This window comes from Marinicauda pacifica (assembly GCF_004793635.1).
GTDB classification, from domain to species: domain Bacteria; phylum Pseudomonadota; class Alphaproteobacteria; order Caulobacterales; family Maricaulaceae; genus Marinicauda; species Marinicauda pacifica.
Window position 1 is genome coordinate 257946 of the sequence record NZ_SRXV01000003.1, and the last position, 19795, is coordinate 277740.

Sequence of the window (19795 nt, forward strand, 5' to 3'; positions counted from 1 at the left end):
TCCGCCCGCCTACGACGAGGGCGATCCCCCGGATTCCTGTGACTCTTCAGATCCATAGGCGCGCTCTGCCGTCTTGCGGCCGCGTTTGCGCCCGCGGATGTCCTCCACGATCAGCACATAGGCGGGCAGCAAGGTCAGGATCAGGGTGGAGGCGAACAACAGCCCGGCCCCCAGGCTGACGGCCATGGGTATGAGGAACTGGGCCTGCGGACTGGTCTCGGTGATGATCGGCAACAGCCCCAGCGCGGTCGTCAGCGTCGTGATGAGGATCGGCCGGAAGCGGCGCGCCGTGGCTTCGGCGATCGCCTCGGAGAAGGCCATGCCCAGCCCGATATTCTGGTTGTAGCGGTCGATCAGCACGATGGATGCGTTCACCACCACCCCGGCCAGGGCCACGATCCCGAAGATGGAGGGGAAAGACAGGTCGTAGCCCAGCAGCAGATGGCCCAGGATCGCCCCTGCTGCGCCGAACGGAACGGCGATCAGGATCACCACAGGCTGGATATAGCTGCGCAGCTGCGTCGCCAGCAGCGTGTACATGATGAGCAGGGCGAACATCAGCCCGCGCTGGAGGCTGGCAAAATCCTCCGCCTGCTCGCGCCCTGCCCCGGACAGGCGCCAGGTCAGTCGGGGATAGTCGGCCGCAAGCTGGGGCAGGAAGTCCTGCTCCACCCGCTCGCGCGCACTCCCGGGCGTGATAACCGCCTCGTCGACATCTGCGGTCAGCTCGATGATGCGCCGCCCGTCGACGCGCTCGATGGAGGTAAAGCCGCGCGTCTCGGTGATCGTCGCGGCCACGCTGAGCGGAATCGCGCCCCCATCCGGCGTACGCACGCGGAACTGGCCAAGCCGGGCGAGGTCGTTCCGCTGGCGTTCGGGATAGCGCACATAGACGCGCACCTCGTTACGCCCGCGCTGGAAGCGCTGGACCTCTTCACCGAAGAAGGACTGGCGCACCTGCCGGGCGATGTCGGTTGGGCGCAAGCCCGCCGCCTCACCGGCCGGGGTCAGCGTGAAATTGAGCTGGCGCTTGCCCAGGTCGTAGCCGTCATCGACCTCCTCCACGCCCTCGATCTGGCCGACCTGGTCGGCGAGGCGCGACACCGCCTCCTCGAGCGTGGGATCGTCCGGGTGGGACAGCTCGTAGGCGATATCCGCGCTCTGCGGTCCCGCCGAGGAGACGATGGAAAGCTGCTCCACGCCGGGCAGGCTGCCCGCACGCTCGCGCCACAACCGCTCGACCTCGGCGGAGGATATCGAACGCTCCGCGGACGGGGTCAGCTGAATCTGGATCTGGGCCAGATTGGACGCGATGGTCGTGTTCGTCGTCGTCCCCGGCCCGCCAAACAGGCTGGTCCGGCCTCCGATCACTGTCGAGATCGCCCGGATCAGCGGTTCGCCGTCCTCCCGGGACTCCGCGGCGAGCGCCTCGGCGGCCTGGACGAGCTGGCGCGCGGCGCGCTCGGTCGCCTCGAAGGGCGCGCCATCGGGCAGGCGCAGATCGGCGGTAATGTCTTCCGCCTCGATCGCGGGGAAGAAGACGAAACGCACCACCCCGGTCGCCACCAGGCTGACGGCAGCCACGACAACGACGATCCCGACCAGGGCGACCAGATAACGCAGACGCCCGGCAAGGCGCGCCCAGCTGTAGAGCGGGCCCTGGGCAAACCGGCCGAGCATGTCGGCGACCCGGTCCTGGACCCGCGCCAGCGGCCCGCGGCTCCAGTTGCCGCCATGGGCCAGGTGCGAGGGCAGGATGAAGAAGGCCTCGACCAGCGAGATTGCGAGGATGCAGATCACCACGATGGGAATGGGCCGGGTGATCTCGCCGAATTCGCCGCCGGAAAAGATCAGCGGCCCGAACGCGGCCATCGTCGTCAGCACGCCGACAAGCACCGGCGCGGCAACGCCCGTCACGCCGGCGATGGCCGCCTTGTCCTCGGGCTGGTCCTTGCCCCGTTCCCGGTCGGTGTTTTCCCCGACCACGATGGCATCGTCGACCACGATGCCCAGCACCACGATCAGCCCGAACGTGGTGACGAAGTTGAGGGTCACACCCACAAACCCGAACAGCGCGAATCCTCCGAGAAACGAGATCGGCACTCCGAGCGCCACCCAGAAGGCCAGGCGCAGGTCCAGCATCAGGACCAGCAGCAGGAAGACCAGGGTGAAGCCGAGAATCGCGTTGCGCGCCAGCAGCGAGAGCCGGTCGACGAAGACCTCGCTCTGGTCCACCGACAAGGTGGCATGAACGCCGGCAGGAAGCGTCGTCTCCTCGAGCCATGCCGCCGCGGAATCGCGCACTTCCAGCAGGTCTTCATTGCCCTGCGTCGCCACATCCACGAATACGGCCGGTTCGCCGTTATAGAGCGAGATCAGCGGATCGTCCTGGAAGCCGTCCTCGATCTGCGCCACATCGCCCAGCCTGACGCGCGTTCCGTCCTCGTTGGAGCGCAGGATGATGGATTCAAACTCCTCGCCGGTTTCGCGCCGCGCATCGGTGCGCAGCAGGATTTCCCCGCCCTCGGCGCGGATTTCGCCGCCCGACAGGTCGATCGAGGAGGCCCGCACCGCATTGGCGACCTCGTCGAAGCTCAGCGCGTAGCGGCGCAGATCCTCTTCACTCACATCGATGGAAATCTCGTAGGCGCGCACCCCGCGCAGCCGGACTGTGGAAATGCCGTCGCGCGAGAGCAGTTCGCGCTCGGCCTGCTCGCCCGCTTCGCGCAGCGTGCCTTCGCTGACCGGACCGGTCAGGGCGAAGCTCAGGATGGTGGTGCTCGGCTGGGGCACGCGGATCTGGGGTTCTTCGGCGTCTTCGGGCGGGAAGTCCTGCAGGGAGTCCACCGCCGTCTCGACATCGTCCTTGACCTGTTGCGGATCGGCGAAGTCGAGCAGCTCGATCGTCACCGTGCCGCGCGCCTCGGACGCGACCGAGCGCACCCGGTCCACGCCCTCCAGACCCAGCACCGCCTCTTCCAGCCGGCGTGTCACCGACTGTTCGATTTCCTCCGGGGTGGCGCCCGGATAGATCACCGCGACCTGGACCACGCTCGGCGAGATGGTGGGAAAGACCTCGGTGCGCAGATTGGCCGCGCTCAGCGCGCCGCCCAGCAGGAACAGGATCATCAGCAGGTTGGCGGCAACGGGATTGCGGACAAACCAGCCGATCAGACCTGCGCCGGGCGGAGTCCGGTCGTCGCCCCCGCCGCCGGGGCGGGTCGGCCTGCCGCGCTGGGAATTGTCTTCACTCATCGCCGCTCTCTCGCGCGGCGGCCGGCTCGTCTGTATCGGTAAGAATGCGCGCCTGGCGTCCGATCGCGCCTTCGGGCAGCGGCGTGACGATCACCCCCTCGCCATAGTCGAACGGCTCGACGAAGACGGTCCGGTCGCGGCGGTCCAGCACCTCGACCCGCAGACTTTCGATTTCATCGCCTCGCACGACATGAACCTGGTCGAGTCCCGACAGGGCTGTCCCGCGGAGCGCCAGCACCCGGCTCAGCTCCGGCCCGTCGATAACGACGTCGGCGAAGAGGCCGGGGCGCAGCGCATCGGGCTCCTCGGGAGCGACAAACAGGTTGATCAGGCGCGAGCGCGCATCGAGCTGCGCACCCTCGCGCAGCACCTCTCCGGCGATGGGCCGGTCGTGTCCTTCAAGACGGATCTGAACCGGCCGGCCTTCTGCCTCGCCCAGCCGGGCCGCGTCCTCGGGCGGCACAGGAACAACCACTTCAAGCTCCCCGATCGAATAGACTTGTCCATAGGCCTGGCCCGGGGAGACAACCTGTCCGGTCTCGATCTGGCTGGCGACGACCCGCCCGTCGAAGGAGAAGGACAAGGTCGTCCGGTCCAGATCGATCCGCGCCTGGTTGAGATCGGCCTCAGCCGACATGACCCGTGAGCGCGCTGCTTCCAGCTGGGGCTCGCGCGCGGCAAGCGCGGTGATGTCGCGCCCCGGAAAGGTCGCGCGCCACTCCTCCTGCGCGATGTCGGCTTCGGCCTCGATCTCGGCGAGCGCGCTGCGCGCATCGGCCAGGTTGGCCTGCGCGCGCTGGACGGCGACCTCGTAGTCGCGCGGGTCGATGCGGAACAGCACTTCGCCGGCGGCGAAGCGTCCGCCTTCGCGCACCGCGTCGGAGACTTCGCGCACCTGCCCGCCCACCTGGGGCGTGATGGAGACCAGCGCCTTGGCTTCAACCGTACCGGTCGCGGTCACGGTGATACGATGAGGCGCGACGTCGGGGCGCACGACCTCAACCGGGACGCGCGCATCGGCGGGCGGCTCTGCGCTCTGCTCGTCACCGCCGCCGGACAGCACCATGGTGATCACGATCGCGACCAGGATCACCGCGAGAATGCCACCGATCTGAACCCAGCCAATCCAGCCGCGTGACGTTTCCTGCGTCGATTCGGACATGCGAATCTCTTCCCGGTTGTTGACCCTGGCCCAACCTAGACGGACGGGCGCGAACTTTCAGCGGTGAAATAGCGCGTTTGCCCCGAACTCCTATCATGACGGACGCGCATTGGGGACTTCTGCCGGGGCAAACGCGGCAGCCTGCAATTCGTGCCGGAAAAATGCCTCATAAAGCATCAGGCTTGGACCAAATTTCACGTTCAGCCGTTACAGTCTAATAATGTCAGACCTGCCCTCGTCCACCCGCGCCATTTTCAGCCGCCTTCCGGGCGCGGTCCTTTTGGCGTGCGCGTTGTGCGCGCCCGCCCTGGCCGAACCTCAAGCGCGCATCGAGGGGGTGGAGGACCCCGCCCTGCGCGAGGCGCTCTACGACACCATCGGAGAGGCCGGCGAAGAAGCGGAGTCGCGTTGGGCCGCCCGCGACAGAGCCCAGCAGGCCGCCGAGCGCATCCGGCTTTATCTGGAATCTCGCGGCTATTACGCGGCCCTCGTGGATCCTCGCCTGGGGGAGAACGACACGCCGCTGGTCCGCGTGCGTCCGGGCGTACAATTCGTCTTCGAAAGCGTCGATGTCGCCTTCAACGTGCCTGCGGACTCAGAGCGAGCTCCGGGCGCGGAGATCGAGTCCGAGCTCGGCCTCCAGGCCGGCCGGCCGGTCCTGGCCAGCGCTGTGATCGACGCGGAGAACCGGGTACTGACCGCGCTTCGCAACTCGGGCTGGATCCAGGCCGAGACGGGGAATCGCGAGATCATCGTCGATCACGCCACCGAAGGTGCGCGCGCGACATTTGCCTACGCCACCGGTCCTTTCCTGCGCTTCGGCACGCCTCAGCTGGCAGGCGGTCTTGCCGATCTCGACGAAGAGTATGTCCGCCGTCTGGCCCCGTTCGAGGCCGGCGAACCGGCCAGCAAGGCCCAGCTGGAAGAATACAATCAGCGCCTTCAGAACCTGGAAATCGTGGCCCTCGCCGATACGCGCCTGGCACCCAATGCGGATGGCGTGCAGCGTCCGGTCGACGTGCGCATGGAACCGGTGCCGCGCCACACCCTTGCCGTTGCGGCGCGTTTTTCCACCGACCGCGGTGTCGGGGGGCAGGTCGAATGGGTCCGGCGCAACATGTTCAACCGCGACGAGACGCTGACGCTCGATGTCAGCGCCGCCACGCTGCAGAGCGGGGTCCAGGCGATGCTGCAGATGCCGCACTGGCGCCGGTATAATCAGGCCCTCACGCTGACCGGCGCGGCGCTGGCCGAACGCACCGACGCCTACGACCAGGACGCCCTGTCGGCCGGGGCCGCCCTGTCGCGCGTCCTCACCGACGAGCTGACCGTCTCGGCCGGCATCGACACCCAGATCGCCCGTGTCGCGGATGCGCGCGGCGAACGCGATCTGGCGACGGTCACCCTTCCCCTCGAAGCGGTGTTCGACATGCGCGACAACGTCCTCAACCCGCTCGACGGGGTGTACACCGAACTGCGCGTGCGCCCCGGCATGTCCTTCGGCGACGAGGAAGCGCGGTATGTGCGTTCGGTCTTCGGGCTGCGCGGCTACCAGACCTTCGGCGAGTCCTGGACCCTGGCCGGCCGGGTCCGGCTCGGCGCCCTGTTCGGCGCGACCGCCCAGGAAGTGCCGCCCACCCAGCGCTTCTATGCCGGCGGCGGCGGTTCGATCCGCGGGTACGAATATCAGTCTGTGAGCCCGCCTCTGCTCGACGAGGTGACCGGCCGGGAGGAACCCTTCGGCGGGCGCTCTCTGTTCGAGACCAGCGCGGAGCTGCGCTATCGCTGGTCGGACCGTCTGGGCTTCGTCACCTTCGTGGATGGCGGCATTGCCGGGCGCGAGCTGTCGCCCGATTTTGGCGAAATGCAATATGCGGCCGGCTTCGGCGTGCGCTATTATCCCGGTTTCGGGCCGATCCGCGCCGACATCGCCACGCCCCTCAACCCGCGCGACGGCGACGATCCCGTCCATTTCTACATCAGCATCGGACAAGCCTTTTAGATGGCCGATACCGCTCAGACCCGTTCCGGCTGGCTTCGCCGGACCGCCATCATTGGCGCCTGGACGATTGGCATCGTGCTCACGCTGCTGGCCGCTTTTGTCGGGGTGGCTCTTGTCGTGCTGTCCGGACAGACCGGGCGCGACCTGGTCGACGACCTCGTCGACGGACGCCAGATCGCCGGATACGGCGAAATCCAGATCAGCGACCTCACCGGTAATCCGCTGGACCGGCTCACCATCGGCTCGCTGACCCTTGCCGATCAGGACGGTGTCTGGCTGGAGGTGGAGGACCTGGTCCTGGACTGGCGGCCGCGCAGCCTGCTTTCGCGCCATATCGACGTCCAGGCGCTGACCGCCGAACGTATCGCCATGCTGCACCAGCCGACCCGCGCCGAACGCGAGCAGGGTGGGGGCGGCGGGCTGCCGGACTGGACGATCAGCGTGGGCGAACTCGATCTCGACACCATCCGCATTGCCGAAGCCGTCACAGGCCAGGAGGCACGTTTGACTGCGCAGGGCTCGCTGGCCCGCTCAGGCCGGGGCTGGCAGGCCAGTCTGGACGTTCAGCGCACCGATAGCGGCGAGGACCGCATTCTCGTCGAGGCGCTGATCGGCGAAGACGTGCTGGACATTGATGCGCAACTGATCGCGCCGGCCGGCGGACCGCTGACCGCACTGATGCGCACGCGCGACAGCCGGATCGAAGCCGACCTGACCCTGTCTGGTACCGACGAGGACGGCACCGGGCAGCTTGAGGTCCGCGCCGACGGCGAAGCGGCGATCACCGGCGAGATGGGCTGGGAGTCCGGCTTGCTGGAGATCGACGCGCAGGCGCGACCCGCACGCTGGCCGGGGCTGGACATGCTGGACGAGCTGCTGGGCGGGCCGGGCGATTTCTCCCTGGCGGTCCGCCTGCGCCAGGACAGCCTGTTCCGGCCCGATCTGTCCGCCATCACCGCCCAAATCCGGGCGCCGCGCCTGTCCGCCGATATCAGCCGCGCCGGATCGGATCAGCTTGCCGTGACCGTCAACGAAGCCGCCGGCCTCGTCACCCAGCTCACCAACGAGCGCGTTCAGGCCGGAAGTCTCACCGCGGAGGGCATCCTCACCGTCTCCGGGGACCGCTCCTTCGAAGGCGAGATCGCCGCGCAGGAGCTGAACCTCGGCTTTGCCCGCTTCGGCCGGGTCCGCGGTCCCGTCACCGTGACCGGGCCGCTGTCGCGCCCGGACGTGGTGACCGTGCTGGAAAGCGAAAATGCCCGCTTCGACAACGCACAGCTCCAGGCCGCGCTTGGCGCGTCACCCAGCGTGGACGCCCACATGATCTACAGCCGGGAAACCGGCGATCTGTCCTTTGAATCCCTCACCCTCAGCGGCGAGGGCGGCGAGATCGAAGCCCAGGGCCTGCTCAATCCTGGCTCGGGCAGCTTCAGCGCCCGGCTGACCGAAAGCCGGATCGAGGTCGGCGCTTTCCGCCCAGACTCCGGCGGGACGCTGCGCCTTACCGGCCAGGCGAGCGGCGAGATTACCGGCCCGCTGGACTTCTCGCTCACCGCAGACGGCAGCGAGTTCAGCGGCCAGCTCGAGACGCTGCTCGGCGACCGGCTCGACGCAAACGCCGAAGGCCGCTGGCAGGGCGGGCGCAATGTCGCGCTGACCCGGCTGGACGCGCAGAGCCCGACACTTCAGCTCGACGTGACCGGCGCCTATGAAGGCGAGGGTTGGCAGGCGCAGGGCGATGCGCTGTGGACGGGCGCCCTGCCCGTTTCGGCCGTTGCCATGGATGGCCAGGCGGCCATCGCGTTCGATGCATCGATGACCGGCAACCGGCTCGACGCCCGCGCGCAGATCGAGACCGACGCCGTTTCGGCCGGCCCGGTCAACGTGCGAGAATCCACGCTTCGCATCGAGGCGACCGGCCCCCTCGATGCGTTGAGCGGGGAATGGCGCCTGACCGGGTCCATGGATCGCGGCGCGCTCGATCTCGCCGGCGATTTCTCGCGTGAGGGCGACCGCGTCCGCCTTCCCGGCATAGACGGGCGCTTCGGCGCGTTTGCGATCGATGGCGAGCTGAGCGCCGCGCCGGCCTCGATGGATTTCGACCTGACCGCCGAGCCGATTGCCGGCTTCGGCCAGTTCGCCGCTCAAGGCCGCCTGGAAGATGGCAGGCTGGACGTCACGGTAACCGCCGACGACCTCATCCAGGGCGATATGGTCTATCTCGACTCCCTGGAAGCTACGCTGGCCGGCCCGCTCGAGGCGGTCGACCTGACCCTTCAAAGCGAGGGCGCATACGGCGCGCGCTTCACGCTGAACGCCGATGGCCAGCTTCGCCTGGCCGGCGGACCGCTCCTGATCAGCGTCGCGCCTTCGGGCCAGTACGGCAATGTCGAGATCGCCACGCGCGAGGACATCACGGTCTCCCGCGAAGGTGGCGCGACCAGCGTGTCCGGCGCCCTGTCGGTGGGCGAGGGCGGCATCGTGTTCGGCTATGGCCGGCAGCAATCGGTGCCGGTCCTGACGGCCTCCTTCGAGGCGCTGCCGGCCCGGCTTCTCTCCTATCGCCGCAGCCGCCCGCCCATGGGCGGAACGCTTTACGGCGAGGCGCGGCTGGAACTCGATCCGGCCGGCTGGACAGGCAATGTCGACATCGAAGGCCGCAGTCTGAAGCCACGCCTGAGCGAGGACGGTCCTGCGCTCGATCTGACGCTCGACGCCAATCTCGGCCGCGAACAGCTCAATATCGATGTGGAGGGCACCGCGCCCGGGGTCGAGATGTCCGCGCGCTTCGACCTCTCCACCGGCCTCGTGACCGCCGTCTCCGACCTCACCGCAGACGATACGGTGCTGGACGGACGGATCTTCTTCGACGGCGAGATCGCGCCCCTGGCCGCCTTCATGCTCCCCCCTGGGCGCCGTCTGGAAGGCCAGGTCGATGCCGGCGCGCGCTTTGATGGCACGATCGGCTCGCCGAACTTTCGCGGTGTGGCCCGGCTGCGCGAGGGCAGCTTCGTGGACGACACGGCCGGGCTCCAGATCAACGACGTGTCCGGCGTGGCCGAATTCCAGAATGACGGCATCACCCTGTCGCGCATCGAGGGCCAGGGGCCGGACGGCGGCACGCTGACCGGCAGCGGCCAGTTCAGCTTCGCCGGCGCGCAGGTCAACGGCGAAGCCAGTTTCGACTTTACCGATTTCACCTTGATGTCGCGCCCGGACCTGGCTGCGGTCGGCAGCGGCGATGTCACGCTGGCGCTGGCCGACCGGGAAATGACCGTGAGCGGCGAGACCCGGTTGCGCGAGGTCGAGGCGCGTCCTCCCTCGGGCGGTCAGGACCCGATCCCGCATATCCAGGTCACCGAGGTCAACGTGCCCGGCCAGGGCGAGACACAGATGGTCCCCGAACCTTCACCCGGCATTTCGGTCGTGCTCGACTACGATATCGAGGCCAATAACCAGGTCTTCGTGCGCGGCCAGTCCTTCGACACCGAATGGTCGCTGGACATCCATGTCGCCGGTTCGCCCGGCAATCTCGACCTGGAAGGCGAAGCCCGGCTGATCCGGGGCAGCGCCAGCCTGCTCGGCCAGCGCTTCACCTTCGATCGCGGCGTGGTCACACTCGACGGCGAACCGGCCGCGGCCGAACTCAACATCGTGGCGGTCCGCCAGGCGCGCGATATCACGGCGCGCATCGTGATCGGCGGGACGGCGCGCGCGCCCACCATCAATCTGGAATCCAGTCCCAGCCTGCCCGATGACGAAATCGCCTCGCGCCTGCTCTTCGGTCAGGGGGCGGGCGATCTATCCGGCGTTCAGGCAGCCCAGCTCGCCGGGGCTCTGGCCGGTGCGGCCGGGGGCTTCGACCCGTTCAGCGCCCTGCGTGGCCTGACCGGGTTTGACCAGCTCTCCATCGTCTCCGGTGACGATGGCGGCACGGTCGTCTCGGGCGGACGCTACATCACCGACGATGTCTATCTGGAGATTGCCTCGGCGTCCGGCGGCGCGGCCCCGACCACACGGATCGAATGGGCTCTGACCCAGCGTTTCTCGCTGGAGTCCGAACTCAGTGCCAGCGGCCAGGCGGGGATCGCGATTTCCTGGCGCCGCGACTACGATTCGCTCGACGAGATCGACTGGTAGACCGGCACCTCGCCCTGCGCCGCCATCTCGTTGGCGCCGCCGGTGTCGGTCTCGCCCAGGATTTGCTCACGCAGATCGGGAAATTGTCCCGTCGCCAGCCAGGGCATGCCGAGCGCCAGCGCGACCGACACGGCCAGGCCCAGCAGGGCACGCAGGATATCGCTGAACACGTCGACCGTCGCTTCGCCGACCCCGCGCAGGCGGCCCACGATGGAGATGGCCAGCTCGCGGCCCGCCAGCAGGCCCAGGAAGACCCAGGTCGTGCTCATCGGGATGTCGTTGAGCTCCTTGAAGTAGAGCAGGATCACGCCGAAGGAGAAGTCGACGATGGTCGCCGAGCGCACGTCGATCGTGTTGGTCTTGGTCAGAACGATCTTCTGGATCTCGCCGCCGCGGATCGCGAAGATGATGGCGTGCAGGCCGAGCATCAGCAGCGTGGCAAAGATGATCAGGCCCGCATTGAAGGTCACATCGACCGAACCGTCCGCCATCGTTACCGTTTCGCGCGGCAGATAGACGAAGATGTTGGCCAGATCCTGCATCAGCCACTGGCTCCACAGGAAGGCCGTCGACAGCCACTGCATCACGTACCAGACATTGAACCGGATCGTGATGAAACCGACGGCAATTGCAGCGGCTGCACTGATCGCCCAGCCGATCGGATTCTCGATACTGCCGTCCGGCAGAACCGGCCCGATCAGAAGCAGGTAGAGCAGGACACCGGACAGCAAGGCCACCATGGGCACCGAAATCCAGTTGCCGTGATAGTCCTCGGCGTCGGTCTTCTGGACCCAGCGCTCGAACAGGCGCGAAATCAGCACGTAGAGAACGACCGCCGCCAGGAAGGCGACGATATAGCCCAGCATCGACTTGAACAGCATCCCGCCAAGCACGCCGGCCGTGGCCGCGCCGCCGGTGAGCGTGAAGATGGTCAGCACGAGGAACGTGGTCGACACCGGAATGCCGTAGCGGGTCAGTACGAGCAGGGCGAGCGGGGGCAGGACGTGCCACCACTGGATACCGGTTTCGGGATAGGGAATCTGGTTCAGGCGGTCGAAGGCGATATCGCCGCTGTTGAAGAACCAGCCATAGACCATGACCGCGATGATGATGGTTGAGGCAAACGCCCACAGGATTACCCAGGGCCGTTTGGAGTTCGAGGACAGGAAGGTTCCCAGGGTCTGGATGACATCGTTCGCGACGATGGCGTAGGCGGCGAACAGGAAGCCGGCGAGCGCAAATACCGGCACACCGAAAATCGCGAAGCTATCCATACAATAAATCCCGGACTGGACACCCGCCGTTGGGCTGCGTGCGCGATACCTCAGGCGTCAACCGGATTCAAAGAAAACCTCCAGCCCGGCTCGCAATCTTCACCGAACTGTCATGATCGGTTTCCGCGTGTCAGGCGGGTTTCCAGCCCATTTTTTCCGATCGCACTCTTGTCTGTACCGTCTGGACGGTTTATGTACCTCTCAACCGTCCAGACGGTATTGATGCAGCGCAACAAAGATCATGACCGACACAACCCAGACCAGCGCCGACGAGACCCGTTCCACTCAGGACGCAATCCTGGATGCCGCCGAGGCCATCGTGGAACGCGAGGGCGCGCGCCGGCTCACCATTGATGCCGTGGTGCGCGAAAGCGGCTTCTCCAAGGGCGGCGTTCTGTACAATTTCGGGTCGAAGACCGCCCTCATCCAGGGCATGGTCGAGCGCATGATCCATTCGGTCGACTGCGAGATGGAGCACGCGCTCCACACCGCGGAGTCCGACGGCGTTCCGGTCCTGCCCGCGCTCCTGTGCGCGGCGATGGGTTTCCGCAAGAAGAATAGCCGCCTGTCGATGGCCCTGCTGGCCGCCGCGGCCGAGAACCCCGAGCTCATCGACCCGGTCCGCGCGCGTGTGTCGGAAACGCGCACGATGATCGCGAAGCGCGCCCGGGACCCCGATCTGGCCCGCATCGCCTTCCTGGCATCGGACGGGCTGCACTTTGCCGACCTTCTTGGCCTCGATTTTCTCACGCCCCCCGAGCGCGACTCCGTAGAAGAGCGCCTCATCGCCATGGTCTCGGAGTCCCAATCATGAGCGTGCGCCGCCTGTCTCTCCTCGTCCCCCTCCTCCTCGTCCCTCTTCTGATGTTGTCCGCCTGCGGCGGCGAGGCCGAGATCGTCGAACCGCCCGTACGAACCGCACGGATCGAGCCGGTGATGGCGGCCGACTTGCCCTCGCGGCGCGAATTCGTCGGCCGCGTCGAGGCGCGCCTGACCGTGGAAATGGCCTTCCAGGTTGGCGGCCGGCTGGCCAGCTTCCCGGTCTCGGAAGGCGCCGTGGTGCCCGAAGGCAGTCTCATCGCCAGTCTTGAGACCCAGGATTTCGACCGCGCGCTTCGCGAAGCGCGCGTTCAGCTGCAGCAGGCCGAACAGAACCGGGATCGTGTCCAGACCCTGCACGAGCGCGGGATCGCCTCAGACGCAGCGCTCGAAGATGTCGTGACCAATTACAATCTGCGCGCCGTGGCCGTCGAAAACGCCCGCCAGAATCTCGATTACGCGACCTTGAACGCCCCGTTCGAGGGCCTGGTCAGCCGCCGCCTGGTCGATAATTTCTCCACCATTGCGCCCGGCCAGCCGATTGCGCGCCTGCAGGATATCAGCGAGTTGCGCGTGGCCATCTCGGTCTCGGAGAACCTGATCGCGACCATCGACCCGGAAGCGGCGCGCGAAGTCGTCGCGCAGTTTCCATTCCTGCCGGACCGCAGCTTCGAACTGGAATACCGCGAGCTGGTGGCCGAACCCGATCAGGCCTCGCAGACCTATCGCGTCATCTTCGCCCTGCCAGATGACATGCCGGGCAATATCCTGCCGGGCATGACCGCGAACGTCTCGATCATGACCGAGCAGAATGCCGACACGCCGACCGGGCGCGTCGTCATCCCGGTCTCGGCCCTGTCCGGCTCTCCGCAGGGCGGGTTCGTTGCATGGGTCTATGATCCGGCCAGCGGCACGGTCAGTCCGCGCGATGTGGAAACCGGCGACGTCACCGGCGAGACCGTGCTCGTGCACGCGGGCCTGGACGCGGGCGAGTTCGTCGTGACCGCGGGCGTGAACGCGCTCCATGACGGGATGCAGGTGCGTCCGATGGCCTCACGCACCAGCCTGGCCGCCGGCGGCCGATAAACTGCACCCCTGGGGACACAGACCATGAGCGAGTCCGCGACCGAGACACCCGACCCGCGCCCCGGCTTCAACCTGGCCCGGCTGTCGATCCAGAAGCCTGTCATCACCTGGCTGATCATCCTCGCCTGCCTGCTCGGCGGGCTGTGGGGATTTAATTCGGTCGGCCGGCTGGAAGACCCCGCCTTCACGATCAAGGAAGCCATCGTCTTCACCCAGTATCCCGGCGCGAGCGCCGAGGAGGTCGAAGCCGAGGTGACCGAGGAGCTGGAAACCGCCATCCAGCAGATGAGCGAGCTCGACGAGCTGGTGTCTGAAAGCGCGCCGGGCGTTTCGGAAATCCACGTCCGCATCCGCGACGAGTATAGCGGCGACGAGCTGCCCCAGATCTGGGACGAGCTGCGCAGCCGGGTCCGCGACGCCGCGCCGGCCCTGCCGCCGGGCGCGGGCGATCCGTTTGTCTTCGACGATTTCGCCGACGTGTACGGCATTTTCTACGCCATTACCGCGCCCGGCTATTCGGACGCGGAAGTTCGCGACATCGCCAAATATATCCGGCGCGAGCTTCTGGTCGTGGAGGGCGTCTCCAAAGTGGCGCTCGCCGGGGTTCCTGAAGAGCGGCTCTATGTCGAGATCCCGCAGGAGAACCTCGCCCGCCTCAACCTTCCGGTCGAGGCGGTTCTGTCTACCCTATCCAACGAAAACGCCGTGGTCGATGCTGGCGACACGCCGGCCGGCGACCGGCTGATGCGCATCGACATGCCACAGTCCATCGGCGGCGTGGAAACGGTCGAAAACCTGCTTATTTCCCCGCGCGATTCAGGCCAGACGCTGCGCCTGTCCGATATCGGCGAGGTCGTGCGCGGCCCGCGCGAGCGCGCCGACGTCTACATCTATCACAACGGGCAAAGCGCGTTCACGCTGGGGGTTTCCGGCCTTCCCGACGCCAATATCGTCGATGTCGGCACCCATGTGGAAGCGCGCCTGGCCGAGCTGATCGACGAGCTTCCCGTCGGCGTCGAGCTGCACACGATCTACGAGCAGCACACCGTGGTCGACCAGTCGATCGACGGCTTCCTGCTCAATCTCCTGATGTCGCTGGCCATCGTCATCGGCGTGCTGTGCGTCTTCATGGGCTGGCGCGCCGGGGTAACCGTCGGCGTCGTGCTCTTGCTGACCGTCATGGGCACGCTCTTCTTCATGGCGGTGTTCGACATCACCATGCAGCGCATCTCGCTGGGCGCTCTGATCATCGCCATGGGCATGCTGGTCGACAACGCCATCGTCGTGACCGAGGGCATGCAGATTTCCGTGCAGAAGGGCGAACGCCGCCTGCCCGCGGCCGAAGCCGCCGTCTCCTCCACCCAGTGGCCGCTTCTGGGCGCCACAGTGATCGGCATCATGGCGTTTTCCGGGATCGGCCTGTCGCCGGATTCCACCGGGGAATTCCTCTTCTCCCTATTCGCCGTGATCGCAATCTCGCTAATGCTCAGCTGGATCCTCGCCATCACAGTCGCGCCGATGGTCGCCCACGCCCTGTTCAAGTCGGAAAAGGGCGGCAATACCGACCCGTATGCTGGCGGCATCTACCAGGCCTATCGCGGCGTTCTGGTGCGGGCCCTGCGCGCGCGCTGGCTGACCACGGCCGCCCTTCTCGTCCTCACCGTCACCTGCTTCTGGGGCTTCGGCTTCGTGAAGAACGCCTTCTTCCCCGCCTCCAACACGCCGATCTTCTTCATCGAGATGACCGAGCCTCAAGGGACCGACATCCTGGCCACCGACGAGATGGTCCAGGACGTGGCCGCCTTCGCCAACCGCCAGCCGGGCGCTCAGACGGTGGACGCATTCGTGGGCCGCGGCGCCACGCGCTTCATGCTGACCTATTCCTCCGAACAGCCCAACACCGCCTACGGCCAGCTCATCATCCACGCCGAGAGCCTGGACGCCATCCCGCGCCTGTCCGAGGCGATCCTCGGCTATATCGAGGCCAGCCATCCCGACGTGGAGGCGCGCGCCGACCGCATCGTCTTCGGCCCGCCCTCGGGCGCGCAGCTGGAGGCCCGCTTCCAGGGGCCGAACGCCGATGTCCTTAGGGCGCTGGGCGAGGACGCGATGGAGCGGCTGCGCCTGGAAGGCGATGTGCGCGACCTGCGCACTGACTGGCGCAACCGGGAGCTGACCCTGCTGCCCGTGATCGCGAATGAGCGCGCCCGCACCATCGGCGTGACTCGCGAAGACATCGGCTCGGCCCTACGCTTTGCCAATGACGGGCTGACGGTCGGGGTCTACCGGGAATCCGACGACCTCATTCCCATCGTCGCGCGCGCACCGCTGGACGAGCGGCTGGAGCCGGACAATCTGTCGGACCGCCTGATCTGGAGCCCGGCCCAGGACGCCTATGTCCCGATGAACCAAGTCGTCTCCGGCTTCGACCTGGCCGCCCGCGACACGCTGATCCAGCGCATGGACCGCGTGCGCACCCTGACCGTCCAGGCCAATCCGCCCGGCGAGGAAACCGCCGCGCAGGCCTTCACGCGCTTTTCCGCCATCGTCAGCGCCATCGAGCTGCCGCGCGGCTACACGCTGGAATGGGGCGGCGAATACGAAGCCAGCCAGGAAGCCAACGAATCCCTGGGCGGGGTGCTGCCGGTCAGCTTCCTCGTCATGCTCGTAGTCAGCTTCCTGCTCTTCCAGAGCGTGCGCCAGCCGCTCATCATCTGGGCCATCGTGCCGATGTCGATCTGTGGCGTGACCATCGGCCTGCTGATCACCGACACCGCCTTCAGCTTCACCGCCCTGCTCGGCTTCCTGTCGCTGTCGGGCATGCTGATCAAGAACGCCATCGTTCTGGTCGACGAGGTCGATCAGCGCATCGCACGCGGCGACGACCGCTACTCGGCCGTGCGCGATGGGTCGATCAGCCGCCTGCGCCCGGTGCTCCTGGCGGCCGGCACGACCATTCTCGGCATGACGCCGCTCATCTTCGATGCCTTCTTCCAGGGCATGGCGGTGACGATCATCGGCGGCCTGACCTTCGCAACCGTTCTCACGATGATCGCCGCGCCGGTGCTCTACGCGCTCTTCTTCCGCATTCGCCCGCCCGGGCAGGAGCCCGTGCCCGTCCCGGCGCAATAGGCCACAAAAAAAGGCCGCGCCCGTGTTTCGGGCGCGGCCTGTCCTGTCCGGCGGCGTGGCTTAAGCCGCGTCGGGTTTGGGCGCATCGGCGCGGGTGCGCACTTCGGTGGCGATCCGCTCGATCAGAGCCTCGACGGGAATCGAGCCCAGATCGCCGTGATCGCGGTGGCGCAGCGCGACCGTACCCGCTTCAGCTTCCGCATCGCCAACCACCAGCATGTAGGGGATCTGGCGCGTCTGCGCGTTGCGGATCTTCTTCTGCATGCGCTCCGCGGCCAGGTCGGCCTCGACGCGGATGCCGCCATTGACCGTGTCCACCGGCGCGCTGAACAGCTGGTCGCGCACCTTGCGGGCATAATCCTCGTGGCGGTCGGCAATCGGAATCACCATCGCCTGGACCGGCGCCAGCCAGGTCGGGAACTTGCCGGCATAATGCTCGATCAGGAAGCCGACGAAGCGCTCGTGAGAGCCGAGCGGCGCGCGGTGGATCACATAGACCGGCTGCTTCGATCCGTCTTCGGATGTGTATTCCAGCTCGAAGCGCTTGGTCGCCATGAAGTCGAGCTGGTTAGTCGAGATCGTGTACTCGGTGCCGACCACCGACTTGATCATGAAGTCGACCTTGGGGCCGTAGAAGGCCGCCTCGCCCTCGACTTCCTCATACGGATACCCGGACTCGTCCATGGCCGATTTCAGGATGGCCATGGCCCTCTTCCAGCCGTCGACATCGTCGACATACTTGTCCAGGTTCTCGAAATCGGGCAGCGAGACCCGCATCCAGAAATCCTCGATCCCGAACATGCCGTAATACATGGCGTGCATGTCCATCACGTCGAGGAATTCCTGCTTGGCCTGGTCCTCACGGCAATAGATGTGCGCATCATTCTGGCAGAAGCCGCGCACGCGCATCAGGCCGGACAGCCCGCCGGACGCCTCGTGCCGGTAGACCTGTCCGTATTCGGACAGACGCACCGGAAGGTCGCGATAGCTCCACTGGTCGTGGGCGTAGATCATGTGGTGGTGCGGGCAGTTCATCGGGCGCAGATAGTATTCCTGCTCGTCGATGATCATCGGCGCGTACATGTCGTCCGCGTAGTAGGGCAGGTGGCCCGAGCGCACGTAGAGATCGCCCTTGGTGATATGCGGCGTGGACACGCGCTTGTATCCGGCCTGGTGTTCCTTCACCCGGGCCAGGCGCTCCAGCTCGTCGCGCAGCACGTTGCCGTTGGGTAGCCAGAGCGGCAGGCCGGCGCCGACCTCGTCCACGATGGTGTAGATGCCCAGCTCCTTGCCGATCTTGCGGTGATCGCGCTTGGCCTGTTCTTCCAGCCGGTGAAGCTCGGCCTCCAGCTCTTCCTTGGTATCGAAGCACAGCGCGTGGATGCGCTGCAGCTGGTCGTTCTCCGCATTGCCGCGCCAGTAGGCGCCCGCGATGGAGCGCAGCTTGAAATGGCCGATCTGGGCGGAATTATCGACGTGCGGCCCGCGGCACAGATCCACGAAATCGCCGGTCTTGAAGAATGAGACCGTGTCCACGCCTTCTTCGACCACGGACTCGTCGCCGGTTTCCTTGGCGATCGCCGTCGATCCCTTGTCTCGCAGCAATTCAAGCAGCTCGACTTTGAAGTCCTGGCCCTGTTCCTTCATGTAGCCGATCGCCTGCTCGACCGGCAGGTCGACGCGCTCGAAGGGCAGTTTCTTCTTGCGCATCTCTTTCATGCGCTTCTCGATCGTCTGCAGATCGTCCGGCGTCAGCGTCTCGTCCAGCGCGATATCGTAGAAGAATCCGGTCGCGGTCGCCGGTCCCACGCCAAAGCGGGCGTTCGGCCAGATATCCTTGACCGCCGCGGCCATCAGGTGCGCGGCGGAGTGGCGTTTCGTATCGATCGGAAATGATGCCTGCGACATGGGTCTTCTTCACTAATTCGGAGAGCCTGGAGCCTGCTGCAACGCAGCGCCCCGGATGAACTTTCGATTTAAGGCCTTTGGCCAGTGCTGTCCACGCGCGGCGCAGGCGCGCGTCAGCGGAACCGTCACAGACCGGGAACGTTCTGCGACTCATGGCAATGCCCCGCGCTTACTGGACCGGCTATCTGCGCCTGTCCCTGGTCTCGATCGACGTCGCGCTCTACTCGGCGACCGAACGGACGGGCCGCGTCAGCCTGCGCCAGATTCACGAGCCCTCCGGCAAGCGCATCCGCTACCTCAAAGTGCCCGAGGGCGGCACCGAAGAGGCCGACTCCGGCGACATCGTGAAGGCCTACGAGGCGAAGAAGGGCTCCTATGTCGTGCTCGAACCCGAAGAGCTCGACGAGATCAAGCTGGAAACGAAGAACACGATCCGTATCGACCGCTTCGTGGAGCTGAACGAGATCGACCCGCGCTATTTCGAGCGGCCCTATTATCTCAAACCGCGCGGCAAGGATGCCGCCGAGGGCTTCGTGGTCATCCGCGAGGCGCTGCGGCGAAGGAAGGTCGTCGCCCTCGCCCAGATGGTGTTGTCCGGGCGCGAACAGCTCGTCGCCCTGCGCCCGTGCGGCAAGGGCCTCCTTCTGGAAAAGCTGCGCTATGGCGACGAGGTCCGCGCCAGCGACGCCATCTTCGACGATATCCCTGACATCGAGATCGACGAGGACATGGACGAGATGGCCGAAGCGCTGATCGAGAAGAAGACCGGCGAGTTCGATCCCGAAGACTTTGACGATTCCTATGAGGTCGCGCTGCGCGAGCTGATCGAGCGCAAGGCCGAGGACGAGGACATCGTGACCGAGGAGGAGTCCGGCAAGGCGAAGAAGAGCAATGTCGTCGATCTGATGGACGCCTTGAAGAAGTCGCTCGACGAGACCGGGGGCTCATCGAAATCGTCGAAATCAAAATCGAAATCGAAGACCGGGAGCCAGTCGAAAAAGAAGAAGGCCAGCTAGA

10 protein-coding genes are annotated in these 19795 nt (G+C 66.4%); 6 read left to right on the forward strand and 4 right to left on the reverse strand.

Features of this window, described 5'->3' with window-relative positions:
• Positions 1-9: 9 nt before the first annotated feature.
• Both E5162_RS11255 and E5162_RS11260 read right to left on the reverse strand, forming a co-directional pair.
• On the reverse strand, positions 10-3255 hold the full coding sequence (locus E5162_RS11255) for an efflux RND transporter permease subunit (RefSeq protein WP_135945357.1): 3246 nt from the start codon (positions 3253-3255) through the stop codon (positions 10-12).
• The gene (locus tag E5162_RS11260; protein ID WP_135945358.1) at positions 3248-4417 is read right to left on the reverse strand and encodes an efflux RND transporter periplasmic adaptor subunit; all 1170 of its coding nucleotides are present in this window, start codon (positions 4415-4417) and stop codon (positions 3248-3250) included. Before E5162_RS11260 ends, E5162_RS11255 begins: the two co-directional genes overlap by 8 nt.
• Before the next feature lie 220 nt (positions 4418-4637).
• Here E5162_RS11260 and E5162_RS11265 point away from each other — a divergent pair, with 220 nt between their 5' ends.
• Both E5162_RS11265 and E5162_RS11270 read left to right on the forward strand, forming a co-directional pair.
• The gene (locus E5162_RS11265) at positions 4638-6419 is read left to right on the forward strand and encodes an autotransporter assembly complex protein TamA (RefSeq protein ID WP_135945359.1); all 1782 of its coding nucleotides are present in this window, start codon (positions 4638-4640) and stop codon (positions 6417-6419) included.
• Complete coding sequence (locus tag E5162_RS11270) at positions 6420-10559, forward strand: translocation/assembly module TamB domain-containing protein (RefSeq protein WP_135945360.1); 4140 nt, start codon at positions 6420-6422, stop codon at positions 10557-10559.
• On the opposite strand, the gene E5162_RS11275 is transcribed toward E5162_RS11270, so the two are convergent.
• The gene (locus tag E5162_RS11275; RefSeq protein WP_233342197.1) at positions 10529-11833 is read right to left on the reverse strand and encodes a hypothetical protein; all 1305 of its coding nucleotides are present in this window, start codon (positions 11831-11833) and stop codon (positions 10529-10531) included. The genes E5162_RS11270 and E5162_RS11275 overlap by 31 nt on opposite strands.
• Before the next feature lie 241 nt (positions 11834-12074).
• Between E5162_RS11275 and E5162_RS11280 the strand changes: the two genes are divergently transcribed.
• Genes E5162_RS11280 through E5162_RS11290 form a run of 3 tightly spaced genes read left to right on the forward strand, consistent with a single transcriptional unit; the run spans position 12075 to position 16870 of the window.
• Positions 12075-12647 (forward strand): TetR/AcrR family transcriptional regulator, encoded by a 573-nt coding sequence (locus E5162_RS11280; protein WP_135945361.1) that lies wholly within the window; start codon positions 12075-12077, stop codon positions 12645-12647.
• Complete coding sequence (locus tag E5162_RS11285) at positions 12644-13738, forward strand: efflux RND transporter periplasmic adaptor subunit (RefSeq protein WP_233342196.1); 1095 nt, start codon at positions 12644-12646, stop codon at positions 13736-13738. Before E5162_RS11280 ends, E5162_RS11285 begins: the two co-directional genes overlap by 4 nt.
• A 24-nt stretch (positions 13739-13762) precedes the next feature.
• Positions 13763-16870 carry an efflux RND transporter permease subunit gene (locus E5162_RS11290; RefSeq protein ID WP_135945362.1) on the forward strand — a complete coding sequence of 1036 codons (3108 nt, stop codon included), beginning with the start codon at positions 13763-13765 and terminating at the stop codon, positions 16868-16870.
• A gap of 60 nt (positions 16871-16930) precedes the next feature.
• Here E5162_RS11290 and thrS read toward each other — a convergent pair whose 3' ends face one another.
• Positions 16931-18778 (reverse strand): threonine--tRNA ligase, encoded by a 1848-nt coding sequence (gene thrS / locus E5162_RS11295; RefSeq protein WP_135945363.1) that lies wholly within the window; start codon positions 18776-18778, stop codon positions 16931-16933.
• A gap of 152 nt (positions 18779-18930) precedes the next feature.
• On the opposite strand from thrS, the gene ku reads away from it, so the two are divergent.
• Complete coding sequence (gene ku / locus E5162_RS11300; RefSeq protein WP_206751105.1) at positions 18931-19794, forward strand: non-homologous end joining protein Ku; 864 nt, start codon at positions 18931-18933, stop codon at positions 19792-19794.
• The last annotated feature ends 1 nt before the right edge of the window (position 19795 follow it).

Excerpts from the sequence above, each read along its gene's own strand:
- E5162_RS11255 (WP_135945357.1), bottom strand. The coding sequence starts at position 3,255 with ATGAGTGAAGACAATTCCCAGCGCGGCAGGCCGACCCGCCCCGGCGGC.
- E5162_RS11275 (WP_233342197.1), bottom strand. The coding sequence starts at position 11,833 with ATGGATAGCTTCGCGATTTTCGGTGTGCCGGTATTTGCGCTCGCCGGC.
- E5162_RS11260 (WP_135945358.1), bottom strand. The coding sequence starts at position 4,417 with ATGTCCGAATCGACGCAGGAAACGTCACGCGGCTGGATTGGCTGGGTT.
- E5162_RS11280 (WP_135945361.1), top strand. The coding sequence starts at position 12,075 with ATGACCGACACAACCCAGACCAGCGCCGACGAGACCCGTTCCACTCAG.
- E5162_RS11265 (WP_135945359.1), top strand. The coding sequence starts at position 4,638 with ATGTCAGACCTGCCCTCGTCCACCCGCGCCATTTTCAGCCGCCTTCCG.
- E5162_RS11285 (WP_233342196.1), top strand. The coding sequence starts at position 12,644 with ATGAGCGTGCGCCGCCTGTCTCTCCTCGTCCCCCTCCTCCTCGTCCCT.
- thrS (WP_135945363.1), bottom strand. The coding sequence starts at position 18,778 with ATGTCGCAGGCATCATTTCCGATCGATACGAAACGCCACTCCGCCGCG.
- E5162_RS11290 (WP_135945362.1), top strand. The coding sequence starts at position 13,763 with ATGAGCGAGTCCGCGACCGAGACACCCGACCCGCGCCCCGGCTTCAAC.
- ku (WP_206751105.1), top strand. The coding sequence starts at position 18,931 with ATGGCAATGCCCCGCGCTTACTGGACCGGCTATCTGCGCCTGTCCCTG.
- E5162_RS11270 (WP_135945360.1), top strand. The coding sequence starts at position 6,420 with ATGGCCGATACCGCTCAGACCCGTTCCGGCTGGCTTCGCCGGACCGCC.